This window comes from Paracoccus marinaquae (assembly GCF_018860165.1).
Lineage (GTDB): Bacteria > Pseudomonadota > Alphaproteobacteria > Rhodobacterales > Rhodobacteraceae > Paracoccus > Paracoccus marinaquae.
In genome coordinates this window covers 16,357-29,956 of the sequence record NZ_JAHKNG010000040.1, presented here as the reverse complement: position 1 = coordinate 29,956, position 13,600 = coordinate 16,357, and the positions used below count along the sequence as shown (strand labels likewise).

General features: G+C 63.0%; 13 protein-coding genes. 5 read left to right on the top strand and 8 right to left on the bottom strand.

From position 1 onward, the window contains the following. Nucleotides 1–120: 120 nt before the first annotated feature. A complete protein-coding gene (locus tag KNW02_RS16860; protein ID WP_216034399.1) occupies nt 121–1,437 on the bottom strand; it encodes a ParB/RepB/Spo0J family partition protein in 1,317 nt (438 codons plus the stop codon). 304 nt (nt 1,438–1,741) lie between these two features. Further along, nucleotides 1,742–2,209 carry a DUF3768 domain-containing protein gene (locus tag KNW02_RS20935; protein WP_252734034.1) on the bottom strand — a complete coding sequence of 156 codons (468 nt, stop codon included), beginning with the start codon at nt 2,207–2,209 and terminating at the stop codon, nt 1,742–1,744. Nucleotides 2,210–3,171: 962 nt separating this feature from the next. Between KNW02_RS20935 and KNW02_RS16850 the strand changes: the two genes are divergently transcribed. After that, nucleotides 3,172–4,032 (top strand): exonuclease domain-containing protein, encoded by an 861-nt coding sequence (locus KNW02_RS16850; RefSeq protein WP_216034398.1) that lies wholly within the window; start codon nt 3,172–3,174, stop codon nt 4,030–4,032. A gap of 84 nt (nt 4,033–4,116) precedes the next feature. On the opposite strand, the gene KNW02_RS16845 is transcribed toward KNW02_RS16850, so the two are convergent. Then, nucleotides 4,117–5,289, bottom strand: coding sequence for a DNA polymerase Y family protein (locus KNW02_RS16845; RefSeq protein ID WP_252734032.1), 1,173 nt, complete (start codon nt 5,287–5,289; stop codon nt 4,117–4,119). Nucleotides 5,290–5,391: 102 nt separating this feature from the next. On the opposite strand from KNW02_RS16845, the gene KNW02_RS16840 reads away from it, so the two are divergent. The 4 genes from KNW02_RS16840 (at nt 5,392) to KNW02_RS16825 (ending at nt 6,913) form a co-directional block, all read left to right on the top strand. Further along, entirely contained in the window at nt 5,392–5,703 is a 312-nt protein-coding gene (locus KNW02_RS16840) for a hypothetical protein (protein WP_216034396.1), read from the top strand. Nucleotides 5,704–5,721: 18 nt separating this feature from the next. Continuing rightward, the gene (locus tag KNW02_RS16835) at nt 5,722–6,384 is read left to right on the top strand and encodes an SOS response-associated peptidase (RefSeq protein WP_256447757.1); all 663 of its coding nucleotides are present in this window, start codon (nt 5,722–5,724) and stop codon (nt 6,382–6,384) included. Between the two features lie 4 nt (nt 6,385–6,388). After that, nucleotides 6,389–6,613, top strand: a complete 225-nt coding sequence (locus tag KNW02_RS16830; protein WP_216034395.1) for a hypothetical protein — start codon at nt 6,389–6,391, stop codon at nt 6,611–6,613. Between the two features lie 135 nt (nt 6,614–6,748). Then, nucleotides 6,749–6,913 (top strand): hypothetical protein, encoded by a 165-nt coding sequence (locus KNW02_RS16825; RefSeq protein WP_216034394.1) that lies wholly within the window; start codon nt 6,749–6,751, stop codon nt 6,911–6,913. A gap of 25 nt (nt 6,914–6,938) precedes the next feature. On the opposite strand, the gene cydB is transcribed toward KNW02_RS16825, so the two are convergent. The 5 genes from cydB to KNW02_RS16800 form a co-directional block, all read right to left on the bottom strand. Then, the gene (gene cydB / locus KNW02_RS16820) at nt 6,939–7,970 is read right to left on the bottom strand and encodes a cytochrome d ubiquinol oxidase subunit II (protein ID WP_252734029.1); all 1,032 of its coding nucleotides are present in this window, start codon (nt 7,968–7,970) and stop codon (nt 6,939–6,941) included. Nucleotides 7,971–7,972: 2 nt separating this feature from the next. Then, complete coding sequence (locus KNW02_RS16815; protein WP_216034393.1) at nt 7,973–9,421, bottom strand: cytochrome ubiquinol oxidase subunit I; 1,449 nt, start codon at nt 9,419–9,421, stop codon at nt 7,973–7,975. A 249-nt stretch (nt 9,422–9,670) separates the two neighbouring features. Then, on the bottom strand, nt 9,671–11,422 hold the full coding sequence (phaC, locus tag KNW02_RS16810; protein ID WP_216034392.1) for a class I poly(R)-hydroxyalkanoic acid synthase: 1,752 nt from the start codon (nt 11,420–11,422) through the stop codon (nt 9,671–9,673). Between the two features lie 100 nt (nt 11,423–11,522). Then, nucleotides 11,523–12,176 carry a LutC/YkgG family protein gene (locus tag KNW02_RS16805; protein ID WP_216034391.1) on the bottom strand — a complete coding sequence of 218 codons (654 nt, stop codon included), beginning with the start codon at nt 12,174–12,176 and terminating at the stop codon, nt 11,523–11,525. Further along, the gene (locus KNW02_RS16800; protein ID WP_216034390.1) at nt 12,173–13,600 is read right to left on the bottom strand and encodes a lactate utilization protein B; all 1,428 of its coding nucleotides are present in this window, start codon (nt 13,598–13,600) and stop codon (nt 12,173–12,175) included. Before KNW02_RS16800 ends, KNW02_RS16805 begins: the two co-directional genes overlap by 4 nt.

Sequence of the window (13,600 nt, the reverse complement as noted above, 5' to 3'; positions counted from 1 at the left end):
CCGAGACGGCGAAAAAGAAACGAAAGGAGACATCTGCATTGACGCCAACATGACGCGCAGAACATAACAACCGGGTGGGTCAGATCTCGGTGACAATGCCGGGTCAATTCTCAGTGGCAATCAACAGGCCAACAGGTCGATCAGCAATTCGGGATCGCGCAGCGCGGCATGTTGGCGCGCGCCCTTGGCAACCCGGTTCAGATCGTCGCGCAGCGCGTTGCTGATGGCGGGTTTCGGCGCGGCCTCCGTGCCGCTGCCGCCGTCGCGGCTGCGTGCGGCGAAGCCGGTCAGGACTTCGGCGGCAATCGCGGCCTCGCGGTCCTCGGCGCGGATATAGGCCGCCTGCACAGTCAACTGGCCGTTGCTGTCCACAAAGATGAACAGCCCGGCATGTTCGCGCTGCGCGTCCGTGAAATCGCCGCGCGCGAAGGTTTCCAGCGTATCCAGTTCCGCCTGACCTTCCTCGTCCAGTGCCCCGGCCTCGGCCAGTTCCGACAACTCGTCGTAACGCTCGGCCTGTTCCTCGGTCAGATCGCCTTCGACGCGATAGATGCGATCGAGCTTCGCAGTCACTTCGTATTCGATCCACGAGTCGGGGCTGGTTTCGACCCATTTCCAGCCGTGGCCGATGGCCTCGGCGTCCATCGCCAGCTTTTCGGCAAAGAGCCGGTCCAGCAGATCGGCATCGCCAAGGAACACCTCGCCCCCGAACAGATCGCGGGTGATCGGCCCGCCCGCGCCCTCATAGGCGTCCACGCCGACATAGGCCGCGCGCCGGTCGGTGGCGCGGATCGCCTTGGGTTGCAGCAGTTGTTTCAGACGGTGGGCCGACACGTCCTGACCGCGCATCCGGTCCAGAATATCGAGCGCAAGGGCCTCGTCCTGGGCGACGGTGAAGCATTTCGCGGCCTCAAGGCTGATCTCGCCCGCTTTCAGCGCATCGAGGACCGGGGCGGGCAGGGCCGCAAGGGCAAGGCGGCGATAGACATGGGCTTCGGTCACGGCGAACACGCGGGCGATGGCGGGCACGTCGCTGCCTGCCTCGGCCATCCGGCCATAGGCGCGGATTTCGTCCGCGGGGTGCAAATCCTCGCGCGCCGCGTTCTCGATGCTGGCCCATGCCCGCGCGGTGGCTTCGTCGGTGGTCAGCCTGACCGGGATTTCCGCCAGTTCCGGGCGGCGGTCCAGCAGATCGGCATGACGTTCAAAGGCGCGGGTCAGGGCGCGCAGGCGGCGACCGCCCGCGACGATCCCGACCTTTCCGGCCTCGTCGGCAAAGCCTGCGAGGTTCTGCAACAGGCCCACGGCCGCGATGCTGTCGGCCAGCAGGTCGATGCCTTCGGGATCGGCCTCCTGCCTCGGGTTCAGGTCGGACAGATAAAGCGCGTCCAGCGGGAAATACTGGATCGGGGCGGTGGTGATGGAACTCTGTTTCATGGGGTCTTATCCTTGTTTGCGACATGGTGCTCGTGTTATCGGTGCCCCAGCCCTGACGGGCTGAGGCGAGGGGGTCACATGGCCCCGTGCTGGTTCAGGAAGGCGTGGCCGATCTTGGCGGAGTGACCGCCCTTCCTGACGAGCGCCCACGCTTCCGCGATGCGCTGTTCAAGCCATTCGTTCGTTGTTCTCACCTCCTTTCAGGTTTGCGGTTCCGGGGACGTTCACCACCCCTCTGATGCGGCCTGCCCGACAGGCCAGCCCCGGCCCACGCGCGACGCATGAGGCGGGCCGGATTGCGGGATCAGTATTCGGAGGGCAGCAGGACGGTCAGGACGCGGGTGGTCCGGCCCGGGTTGGCGGGTTCCTCGGACCCGAAGGCGCAGGTTTCGTCATAGAGGTCGATCTTGAAATAGATGCGGACCTCGTTGACGGTCAGCGCCGCAAAGCCGTGATCGCCATATGGGTCGTTGTCCTCGGTGAAGTCCGAGAAGGTGGCGACGGCGACAAGGCAGAGGCTTTGAAACACCGGACCACGGTTGGCGATGCCCGGCGTCATGAACACCCGGCCCGTCATGCCTGCGGGCATCCCCTCGACCAGACCGAGGCGGAACAGATCGTTCTGGCGGGCGATTTCGGCGGCTTCGGCGGTCGGGAAATCGCGGTCTTTGCCCACGGCCCGGCATTTGGGGCACCGGCACGGCTGTTCGGCGGCCTCGAACCGATGGCGGCAGGCTGCGCAGACATAGGTCAGATCGGCATTGTCCAGCATGGACCTCTCCTTTTGCGACGGGCGGCGAGGTCTTTGCCCCTTTCCGCCGATGGGCGGACCTTCCTGCACTGTTTTCTGAAAGGCCCATGCCTTTCGGAAAGCAGAGCGGGAAGGGCGTAGCCCTGCCCGTGGCCCTGGGGCTGACTGTCACGGGGTCGGGAAGGCGCGGTGGTGCGGCCCGCAGGCGAAGCCGAGGACACGGTAAGCCTGGACGACGACGCGCGGCACGCGCGGCGCTTGCCCCTTGACCGGCAGACGCAGGGATGCGTGGCGGACGAAACAAACAGGAAAGTTGCCGGGTCGGGGGTGAGCCGGGCTTGCCCGGTCGATCCCCCGTCACGTCATCAGCTGGTCATGGCCCGCGTCTCAAGCGCGGGCTGCAGAATTCCTTCTCCCTCCGATGCAGACTCGTAATTCGTTCAGCGTTCCGGGTTATTCGTAAATCGCAATGCGTAACTCGCCATCTGCCGTTCGCGGTCCGCCATTCGCCGATTGCCGAAGGGCAGGGTTGGTGCCGGATCGCCACCCGGCGCGTCGCTCGATCCATGCTGTCTCGCTCTGCGCCTTGCGCCCGCGTCAGCGGCCCCGCCCGCCAGGGCCGAGATCGTCGGGGCAGGGCGCGCAGGACCGGGGTTCGGGGGGACGGCTCGGGACGAGACGGTCAACCGGACGCCGCAGCCGCGCGCATCGTCCCGATCAGCTCGGGTGGAGGCCGAAAGGCCGGAACCGGGGGCGCGGCCCGAAGGGGGACGCTCAAAGGCATTTGACAGCTCACCGCCACTGCAGTCGTTCATGTAGCGAGCGGCGAATGCCGACTCCGAGCCCATTTTGACGGATGCTGCGGTTTGCATGGATGGCGGCTCTGATGAAGGCACATGCTTGGGCAGATCAACGGAGTGCGTTGGCTGACGAAACCTACATCGTTATATTTCCAGCCAGACCAATAAGAGATAGATGTCGCTATGAGATTCGTTGCCATCGACGTTGAAACCGCAAACGCCGACATGGCGTCCATCTGCTCAATCGGCGTCGCCGCCTTCGAGAACGGTGCGCTCGCGTCTGAATGGTACTCGCTTATAGACCCGGACGACTTCTTCGATCCCGTCAACATTTCGATCCACGGCATCGCGGAAAGCGACGTGCAAGGCGCGCCTACATTCAAGGATGCCGCTGCCGACATAGAACGGTTCCTCGGGTCGCAGGTCGTTGTCACCCATACGCACTTCGACCGCGTCGCGATGCACCAAGCGGCCGGTCGTTGGTCCATCTCTGCTCCCGCCTGCACCTGGCTCGACTCGGCCCGCGTCGCCCGGAGGACGTGGGCGGAATGCGCGAAGTCAGGTTATGGCCTCGCGAACGTCTGCAAGATGATCGGATACACCTTCGAGCATCACAACGCGCTCGAGGATGCGAAGGCTGCGGGGCACGTCATGCTAGCGGCAATGCAGGAAAGCGGTCTCAACCTCGACGCGATGCTCAAGCGCGTCCTGCAACCAATCGACCCGTCGTCGAGTGGGGCCAGCGCAATCACACGCGTCGGGAACCCGGACGGCTCGCTTGCGGGCGAGGTGATCGTGTTCACGGGCGCGCTCGAAATACCGCGCCGTGAGGCCGCAGACCTTGCGGCTTCCGTGGGCTGCAACGTCGCGAACAGCGTCACCAAGAAGACGACCATGCTTGTTGTTGGCGACCTGGATGTGACGAAGTTGGCAGGCCACGAAAAATCGTCGAAGCATCGGAAGGCGGAAGAGTTGGTAGAGGCGGGTCAGGCGCTGCGCATCATCCGAGAGACCGACTTCAGGGAGTTGGTCGCGCTTTCCTGAACAGCCACACCCACGTAGCTCGTCATGTGAATCAATCGCGGACATTAGAGCAACCGCAACGAATTCACACTTCGTCCCGCAGACCTACCCTCTCTCGAAGAAGCCCGGATGGGGCGTATTCATACCGAAGCGGATCGCCCCTTCACCATGCCGGGCAGTGATCTGATCGAGGGCGCGGGAGACGCGCTCACCTTTGGTCAGCTCGGCCGGTGCCAAGGGCATCAGAAGATCCCCGCGCCGGTCATGCAGCATCCCCACGTCTCCGAGATGCACGCCGAGGCTGATGACCGCGCCCGGTCGTGCGGTGCGCCAGAGGCGCACCCACAGGGCGCGGTGAAGCCGCAGGAAGATCGCCGTGTCCTGGGTGGGAAAACAGCTTACGTTCCGCGACCAGGCACCGCCGGCCATGAAGCTGACCGACAGACTGAAGCGACCGGCCACGCGACCGTCGCGCCGCAGGCGTGCGGTCGCCTTCTCGACCAGCCAGCGGCCGACCAGATAGGCGCGGCGCGGATCGCGGAATTCAGGCGACAGCACCTTGCTGTTGCCGAATCCGCCGCGCTCGGTCGCGATCAGGGGAATCTCCATGCCCTGCAGCATCCGCACGAACCGCTCCCCCTCCACCGATCGCCAGATCAGACGCGCGTGGCGCGGATCGAGCGCGTAGAGGGCAGGCACGTCGAACACGCGGGCGCGGTAAAGCCGGGCCTTCATTGCACCGGAGATCCCCGGCAGATCGTCCAGCGAGAGATGGGCGATAGCGTCGGGGAGATTTTCCGGTCCGAGCCACCGGCATCCATCCGGCTTGTCCAGCTTCCCGGCTATCTTGGCGAGCAAATGGTTTGGCCCGATTCCCGCGGAGAATCGCAGGCAAAAGCCGACCTCGGCCGCGACGGCTGCCTTCAGCCGCACGACCAGAGCCTCCGCACCGGCCAGGCCGCGCGCCTCGCCTGACAGCGCAAGCTGGAACTCGTCGACGCTGCGGATATGGGTCAGCTCGGCGTGGCGGTCCAGCACATCGGCGACGGCCAGGTTGAAGCGGACATAGAGGCGGTGACGCGAGGGCAGGAAGACGATGCCCGGGCAGAGACGCCGCGCATCCCGGACATGAGTGCCGGTCTTCACGCCATAGGCTTTGGCCTCATAGGACGCGGCGACGCAGGCGCCGCTGTCCGAGTCGACGGCGGTGATCGCCACCGGCTGCCCGCGCAGCGCCGGATCGAGCTGCTGTTCGACGCTCGCGAAAAAGCTGTTCATATCGAGATAGAGGACTCGGAAGGGGGGCATGGCACCAGATTTCGCGGATGGGCAGTTGCCCGCCTATGTTCTATTTTTGTTCTCATTCGGCAAGGGGGCAAAATGGACAGGTCCGGTCAACTTCGCAATGTCGCCTTCGGCGGTGCATGGTCGGAACAGATCGCCGGCCGGGAAGCGCAGGCCGCCGCGATCGCGACCCTCGATGCTGCGGCCGCGGGCGCCGCACGGCGCGATCCGCTGGCGCCGGAGATCATGGCGGCGGTGGATTTGCTTTGCGAACGACACCCGAAGGGGCCAATGTTGCGGGACGCCTGGAGGATGGCGGCGCGGTTCGAGCCGCCGCCGCGCCGCATCAGGGAACTGGCCCGGATCGCTGCCCGGATCGCGGCGGCCTATGGCGGGCTGCGACAGTGAGGCAAGACCATCTGCAACTTGTATGCGAACACGATACCCCAGGAGGCCATGCGCCGGATCTTCGAGGTGGCGTCGGACTTCGATCGTCTGGGAAACTTCGCGCCGCTCCCCGCGATCTGGCCGAAATATGAGGCTCCGGTCGTCCGGCTTGATGCCGGGGGTCGGCGTGAGCTGGTCAATATGAGGTGGGGGTTTCTGACGCCCCAGGTCAGCAAGAAGACAGGCAAGCCGATCCAGCCGGCGGCGTGGAACAACGCGCGAGACGACAAGCTGCGTCGGTCGGGGCTGTGGAAGGACAGCTTCCTGCACCGCCGCTGCCTGATCCCCGGCAGTGCCTTTCGTGAGGCGAAGGGACGAAACCCGGCAACGGATTACTGGTTCGCTCTGAAGGGCGATGAAGATCGCCCGCCCTTCGCCTTCGCGGGTCTGTGGCGCGCAGGCCAGCCCGGCATCGAGGGGGACGCCGGCGACTGGACCACATACACAATGGTGACGACGACGGCGAACGAGCTGGTGAAGCCGGTGCATCCGACGCGCATGCCGGTGATCCTGGATGCGCAGGATTACGAAACCTGGCTTACCGGCAGCGATGAGGCTGCCGGGAACCTTTTGCGGCCGTTCTCTTCGGAGCGGATGCAGATCGTCCGCGAAGGCGTCGGACTCACGGCGGACAGGGAATAGGCTGATGTTGAAGCGACCGAGACATGAGGGCGACTGCGCAGATCGCGGCCTCGACTGCCAGGAGGCGTTGGAAAGCGAGGTCCTGTCATTGATCGATCGGGCCATGTCCAGTGGCTGGACGGAGGCCGAGGCGCTGGCAGCGATTTGCGACCTTGCCGACAATCTGATGCTGGCAAGCCAGGAAGACGAGAGGTTGTCGGCAACGATCGCCGGTCTGCTCAAGCGATGACGGGTCGCAGCGCCATTCTTCGCGCGATACACAGCGCCACATAGGTGGTTGATTTATCGTGAAATATTTCGTTGATGTTCCATAATCTCTATTATTGCGTTTACACCAACTGTAGCCGAGTATGGACAGGCCAATGTGGCCACGATTGTCGATCGGGTCACCCGCTACACGGTGATCTTCCGCAACAATGACCGCTGGAAAGGTCCTTTTATAGCGCTGTATCAGATAATCCATAATCTTATGAGCCAGGCCGCCAAACCGATCAACGTGACACTGGCCACCCACATTCCAATAAAATAGAATATTCTTATGACGCTTAGCCGCATTAATGATACCCTTCTCCAGGATGAATTTTCCCACGGAATACCCAATATGAGTAAACCGTATACGCCAAGATCACAGGTATCAGAAAAGTCGCGCCAACCAACATAAAAACCTGACTGTTTTCAGGAGCCGCCGCTTCCCATATTGTAACTTCAACGGGCACAATATAAGGAAACATCGAAATCCCTAAGCCGACGAAGCTGAGGGTGAACATTGCAAGCGCGAGAACGAACGGCCAATAGTCGTGCTCTCTTACTTGTAGTGTCCTGAACATTCCGTAGGCGATCAGAAGGACTGCACCGGCGACCACGATCGCCAGTAAGATATTCCATCCTCCAATCCAACGGCTGTAATATCCGTCCTGAAGAAACGGGGTCCACAGGCTGATAATGCCGATGAATGCAACTGTACCGAGACCCAAAAACCAGGCACGGTTTCGCATTCGGGTCTGCAAAGGGCCGTTGGTCTTCATGACCAACCACGTTGCTCCCAGAAGCATGTACCCTATTGTCAGTGCGACGCCCACCGTGATCGAGAATGGCGTCAACCAGTCCCACCAACCACCCGCATAGCTGCGCGCCGCCTTGTCGATAGTGATACCTTGCAACAGCCCGCCAAGCGCGATTCCCTGCGCCAAGGTCGCGATGGTGGAACCGCCGATGAAAGCCAGGTCCCATACCGGGCGCCAACGCTGCGTACGCCAGCGAAATTCGAAGGCGACACCTCGAAAGATCAACGCCAGAAGCATGACGATAATCGGCACGTAGAGGGCGGGAAGGATCAGCGCGTAGGCCAGAGGGAACGCCGCAAAGAGGCCCCCGCCACCAAGAACCAGCCATGTCTCGTTGCCGTCCCAAACGGGAGCCACCGAGTTCATCATGATATCCCGGTCCTCGTTGTCGCCCTCAACTGCAAACAGCATCCCCAATCCAAGGTCGAAACCGTCAAGAACGACATAGACGAGCACTGCGAACGCAATGACGAATGCCCAGATTACGGTCAAGTCGAGCGACACACCTTCTGCTATCGGCATGGTCAATCTCCGGAAATACGGTTGCGATTGGACTTCATTGTCAGTTGCTGAGCGGGTGTGATGCCTGCAGTGCGGATGGGGCTGTCCATCTCCTCTGCCACGCTCGGCTCGCTCTGCATTGGCGGGCGACCCATTAGTCTGAGAATGTAATAGGTTCCTGCTCCAAAGACTGCGAAGTAGACGATGACGAAGGCCACGAGGGACGCACCGACGGCGGCAGCATCCAATGGTGCTGCGCTATCGGATGTCCGTAGATAGCCGTAGATTGTATAGGGTTGGCGCCCCACCTCTGTCGTAAACCAGCCGGCAAGGACGGCAATCAGGCCGGACGGCGTCATTAGAAGCGCGGCTCGATGAAGCAAGGGATGATCATAGAGGCGCCCGCGCATCCTTGCCCACAAAGACCACAGGCCGATGCCGAGCATACCGAATCCAATTGCGACCATGATCCTGAATGACCAGAATACGATGGCAACGGGTGGTTGCTCATCCCGTGGAACGGTATCAAGCCCCGCCAGAGGTGCGTTCAGTTCGTGCTTCAAGATCAGCGAGCTGAGCTTCGGGATGCCTACGGCATAGTCAAGGCGCTGTTCGTCCTGGTTCGGAATACCGAAAAGATAGAGCGGCGCACCGCCCGGATAGCTCTTGAAGTGCCCTTCCATGGCCATGACCTTGACTGGCTGGTGTTCAAGTGTGTTCAAGCCGTGCAAGTCACCCAGAAAGACCTGCACCGGCGCGAAAACTGTCGCCATCCACATCGCCATCGAAAACATCGTACGCGTCGCCGGACTCACCTTGGCGTTCCGCGCTCGTCCCTTTAGAAGATGAAGAGCTGCGACCCCTCCGACGACAAAGGCCGTGGTCAGATATGCGGCGGTAACGGTGTGCGCGAGTCGGTAGGGGAAAGACGGATTGAAGATAACTTGCCAGAAATCCGTTGGCAGGAATTGACCGGTTTCCGGGTCGATCTCAAAGCCCGCCGGCGTATGCATCCAGCTGTTGACGCTAAGGATCCAGAAGGCTGAAGCGGCCGTTCCAGCGGCCACTGCCATGCAAGCAATCATATGCAATGTCGGCCCGACGCGCTCTCTGCCGAACAACATGATGCCAAGGAAGCCAGCCTCCAGAAAAAATGCCGAGAGAACTTCATAGGCCATAGGCCCGCCGATTACCGGTCCTGCACGATCAGAAAACACCGACCAGTTCGTTCCGAACTGGTAGGACATGACAATTCCCGAGACGACCCCCATCGCAAAGGCGAGGGCGAAAATTTTTATCCAGTAGCGAAACAGATCAAGGTACTTGCTGTCTTTCGTCCAGAGCCACAGTCCGTTCAGAACAGCCAGAAAACTGGCGAGACCGATCGTGAATGCGGGAAACAGAAAATGAAAGCTGACAGTGAACGCGAACTGGATCCGCGCCAGAAGAACGGCGTCTGTAAATTCAAACATGTCTAGCCCTTCTACAAACCCCGCTATCGCGGGTGAAGACGGTGGCGGCAGGGAACTTGCCAAGATGAGGGCGGCACAGGTGGATCACTCCTGCACCTAAGCACACAGTGGAAGCGGCCAACCCGGTCCCTTGGCAGATTATTGCCTCCGTCCAACGAGTTCAGAGGTTCGTCGCAGCGCCCTCTGCGACCGAATTTCATATCGATGCAGGATACCGCCAGATTGATGTGATCCGTCCGGCGGTGTTCGTCAGGTTGCCCTGACATAGCTGCCCGGGGCGGGTTCGATCGGCTTCAGGCCTCCCTTTCCGGGTTGATAGGCCGGTACCTGTTCGCCATCGGCATGGCTGTCGATCCAATCCCGCCAGTGCGGCCACCACGATCCGTCGTGATGTTCAGCCCCGGCAAGCCAGTCCGAAGGCGATTCGGGATAGTCCGCGCGGGTCCAATAGCCGTATTTCTGTCGCTTCGAGGGTGGATTGATGACCCCGGCGATATGACCCGACCCGCCTAGCACGAAGGTGGTGTCGCCCGACAGCAGGCCGGTGGTCGGATAGATCGAGGACCAGACGGCGATGTGGTCTTCCTTGGTGGCCAGCACATAAAACGGGATGTCGATCTTGGAAATGTCGATCGGGACGCCGTCCATGGTCAGGTAGCCGGGTTGGCGCAGGCCGTTCTCGATATAGATCTTTTCAAGATACCACAGCAGCATCGCGGCGGGCAGGCGGGTGCTGTCGCTGTTCCAGAACAGCAGGTCGAAGGCCGGCGGTTTGCGGCCCATCAGGTAGTTCATGACATGGAACGACCAGATCAGGTCGTTCTCGCGGATCATCGAGAACATGTCCTGAAGGTGGTGATTTTCCAGATAGCCCTTTTCGGCCATATGCTCGCGCAGCACCTTGAGCCGGTCGCGGTCGATGAAGACGCCCAGTTCGCCGACATCGGTGAAATCGACCATGGTGGCCAGCGTCGTCGCGGTCTTCACGCGCTTGTCGCCCTTGGCGGCAAGATAGGCCAGTGTGGCGGTGACCAGAATGCCGCCGATGCAGAAGCCCAGGATGTCCACCTCGGATTCGCCGGTCGCCTTTTCCACCGCATCCAGCGCCGCGAGGGGGCCGTGGCGCATATAGTCCTCGAAGCTCATTGCGGCATGTTCCTTGGTCGGGTTGACCCAGGAGATCAGGAACAGGCTGTGCCCCTGTTCCAGCATATAGCGGACCAGGCTGTTATCGGGACGCATGTCGAAGATGTAGTATTTGTTGATCCACGGGGGCACGAAGATCAGCGGACGCTTGTGCTGGGTCTTGGTCAGCGGCGCATAATGGATCAGCTGCATCAATTCGTTCTGGAACACGACCTGACCCGGCGTGGTCGCCAGATCGCGGCCGACCTCGAAAGCCTCGGGGTCATGGGTGGCGATGGCCAGCCGGCCGTCGCCGCGTTCCATGTCTTCCAGCAGGTTGCGAAACCCGTCCAGCAGACTGCGCCCTTCGGTTTCAAGAAAACGATCCCGTGCCGCGGGATTGAGCGCCAGATAGTTGCTGGGCGACAGCGCGCTGAGCAATTGCCGGGTGTAGAACCTGACCCGCAGGCTTTCCTTGTCGCCCTGCGGCAGCGTGTCCAGCAACCGTTCGGCCGCCTGCTCGATGGCCAGATGCACGTCACGCAGTCCCCGGCTGACCGGATTGCTTGTCCAGCGCGGGTCGCGAAAGCGGCGGTCCTTGCTGTCTTCGCCCTTGCCGGTCCAGGCGCCGGCCCAAGCCTGCGCGCTGTCTTTCCACAGGTTCATCTGGAAATCCAGCATCGCCCAGGGATTGCGGGTCAGTTCCAGACCCGCGCGGGCATAGGCACTGGCCACGGATCTGGCATCGACAACCGAGAAATCCTGCCCGCTGGCTTTCGCCATCGCATTCGCCTGGCTGCGCACGGTCAATTCGCGCGCCCGTTCGATCAGGTCAACGAATTCCGCCGTCTGATCTGCTATCTGCGTCTGGTCCATGAATTCTCCTAGGTGTGATTGCCGCGCAGCGAGCATCCGCAGTATTATTGGCCTCCTGCGTTGTAGCTTTTCCGGCCAATCTCGCGCTCGCTTTGGGACGTTAGTCCGTTGATCTGGTGAGGATGACATGCAGGAATCCCGGCCCGTGGGCGCCGCGGACATAGCTCCCCTCGATATCGGTGGTGCCGCTGGGACCGGTGATCAGGATCGCGTTGCGCGGCGACGCCTGCTTGGCCATCAGCGCGGCGTAATCCTCGAGATGCGGCAGCAGCGTGTCGACGCGCAGCACGACGATGTGGTGCAGCGGCAGGAAGGACAGCAGCACCGGCGCATCCGGCCCCGAATGGACGACCAGCGATCCGCTTTCCGCAATGCCGCACAGGGCAAGCCCGAGGGCCGCAGGCTCGTCCGGCGCCAGGTCGCGATGGATCGCGACACCGCCCCAGTCCAGCCCCGCGAATTCGGCCGCCGGCTGCACGGCCAGCGATGCCGGCAGGCCATGGGTGTCCAGATAGCGGCGCAGCGCGGCCGGGATCGCGGCGATGTCCGGCAGATGCTCGATCGTGGTGCCAAGCGCGCCTGCCTTGCGGGCGAAGGCGTCGGCCAGATCGCCCGCTGCCGGCGCCAGACCGGGCCGGGTTGTCTCGGGGGCGTCCAGAAGGGACGCGGCCTCGGCTGCGATCGCCTCGGCCGTCCGGGCCGGCGTGGCACGGGCGGCGCGAATCGCGCCGAGAATGTCGTCGCGAGCGGTCATCGACGCCCTCCCTTCTGTGCCCTGGTCCTTCGATACTGGTCCATGAAGGTGCGCCCCGGCGGGCGTGGCATGTCGCGATAGCGGGTCCAGCCGCCGGCCAGCGGCAGGCGTGCGATCCAGCCACCCCGCCCGAACAGTCGCAGCGCCCGGACCCCGATCCGGCTGGCCAGCCGGTAGAGGGCCGGACGCCTTGCCAGCATCGCCCAGACCCCCAGCCCTGCCCGCAGCGTCCCCGGTTCCAGACCCTCGCGCCAGCTGCGCGACCGCCAGGCCCGCAGCAGCGTCGGCAGCGGAATGCCGACCGGGCAAACCTCTTCGCAGCGGCCGTTCAGCGTACAGGCATTCGGCAGATCGCGCGAGCCGGCCAGCCCGTCCAGCACCGGCGTCAATACCGAGCCCATCGGTCCGGGATAGGTGCCGCCATAGGCATGGCCGCCGATCTGGCGATAGACGACGCAGTGATTCATGCAGGCCCCGCAGCGGATGCAGCGCAGCATCTCGCGGAATTCGTCGCCCAGCATCCGCGTGCGGCCATTGTCGACCAGCACGATATGCATTTCTTCGGGGCCGTCGGCATCGCCCGGACGTTTCGGCCCGCAATGGAAGGTGGTGTATTGCGTCAGCTCGCCCCCGGTGGCCGAGCGGACCAGCAGCCGCAGCAGCGCGAATGCATGGGCGGTGCTGGGCACGATCTTCTCGATCCCCGCCGTCACGATATGGATGCGCGGCGGGGTGGTGGTCAGTTCGGCATTGCCTTCGTTGGTGACGGTGCAGGTCGCGCCCGTGTCGGCCACCAGGAAGTTCGCCCCCGAGATGCCGATGTCTGCGCCCAGGAATTTCGCCCGCAGTGCGCGCCGGGCGCTTTGCACCATCGTCGCCGGGTCTTCGGCGGCGGGGGGCGGCTGGTGGCCGGCCCTGAACAGCTCGGCCACCTGTTCGCGGGTCCGGTGCATCGCCGGCCAGATGATATGCGAGGGCGCCTCGCCGGCCAGCTGGATGATATGTTCCGCCAGATCGGTCTCGACCCGCTCGATTCCGGCATCGGCCAGCGCGTGGGGCAGCCCGATTTCCTCGCCCAGCATGGATTTCGCGCGCGTGACCAGCTTCGCATCCGCGTCAAGACAGATGCGGGTGACGATGGCGCGGGCCTCGGCGTCGGTGCGCGCCCAGTGAACCTTGGCGCCTGCGGCGGTCGCGTTGCGTTCGAACTGTTCCAGATAATGATCCAGATGCGCGATCACATGGTCCTTGATCGCGCGGCCACGCCGGCGGGCGGCGTCGAACTCGGGGAAGGCCGCGACGGCCGCCGCGCGCTTGGCCTCGGCGGTCCCTGTGGTGCGGTCGATGGCCAGTTTCAGCGTCCGGTCGGCCAGGGCGGCCTCGGCGCGGGCCTTGAAGGATGGCTGTGGTATTGGGTGCGACAT

What these genes read in the sequence shown, in the direction of transcription:
- KNW02_RS16860 (WP_216034399.1), bottom strand. Translation starts at nt 1,437, where the DNA reads ATGAAACAGAGTTCCATCACCACCGCCCCGATCCAGTATTTCCCGCTG.
- KNW02_RS20935 (WP_252734034.1), bottom strand. Translation starts at nt 2,209, where the DNA reads ATGCTGGACAATGCCGATCTGACCTATGTCTGCGCAGCCTGCCGCCAT.
- KNW02_RS16850 (WP_216034398.1), top strand. Translation starts at nt 3,172, where the DNA reads ATGAGATTCGTTGCCATCGACGTTGAAACCGCAAACGCCGACATGGCG.
- KNW02_RS16845 (WP_252734032.1), bottom strand. Translation starts at nt 5,289, where the DNA reads ATGAACAGCTTTTTCGCGAGCGTCGAACAGCAGCTCGATCCGGCGCTG.
- KNW02_RS16840 (WP_216034396.1), top strand. Translation starts at nt 5,392, where the DNA reads ATGGACAGGTCCGGTCAACTTCGCAATGTCGCCTTCGGCGGTGCATGG.
- KNW02_RS16830 (WP_216034395.1), top strand. Translation starts at nt 6,389, where the DNA reads ATGTTGAAGCGACCGAGACATGAGGGCGACTGCGCAGATCGCGGCCTC.
- cydB (WP_252734029.1), bottom strand. Translation starts at nt 7,970, where the DNA reads ATGCCGATAGCAGAAGGTGTGTCGCTCGACTTGACCGTAATCTGGGCA.
- KNW02_RS16815 (WP_216034393.1), bottom strand. Translation starts at nt 9,421, where the DNA reads ATGTTTGAATTTACAGACGCCGTTCTTCTGGCGCGGATCCAGTTCGCG.
- phaC (WP_216034392.1), bottom strand. Translation starts at nt 11,422, where the DNA reads ATGGACCAGACGCAGATAGCAGATCAGACGGCGGAATTCGTTGACCTG.
- KNW02_RS16805 (WP_216034391.1), bottom strand. Translation starts at nt 12,176, where the DNA reads ATGACCGCTCGCGACGACATTCTCGGCGCGATTCGCGCCGCCCGTGCC.
- KNW02_RS16800 (WP_216034390.1), bottom strand. Translation starts at nt 13,600, where the DNA reads ATGTCGCACCCAATACCACAGCCATCCTTCAAGGCCCGCGCCGAGGCC.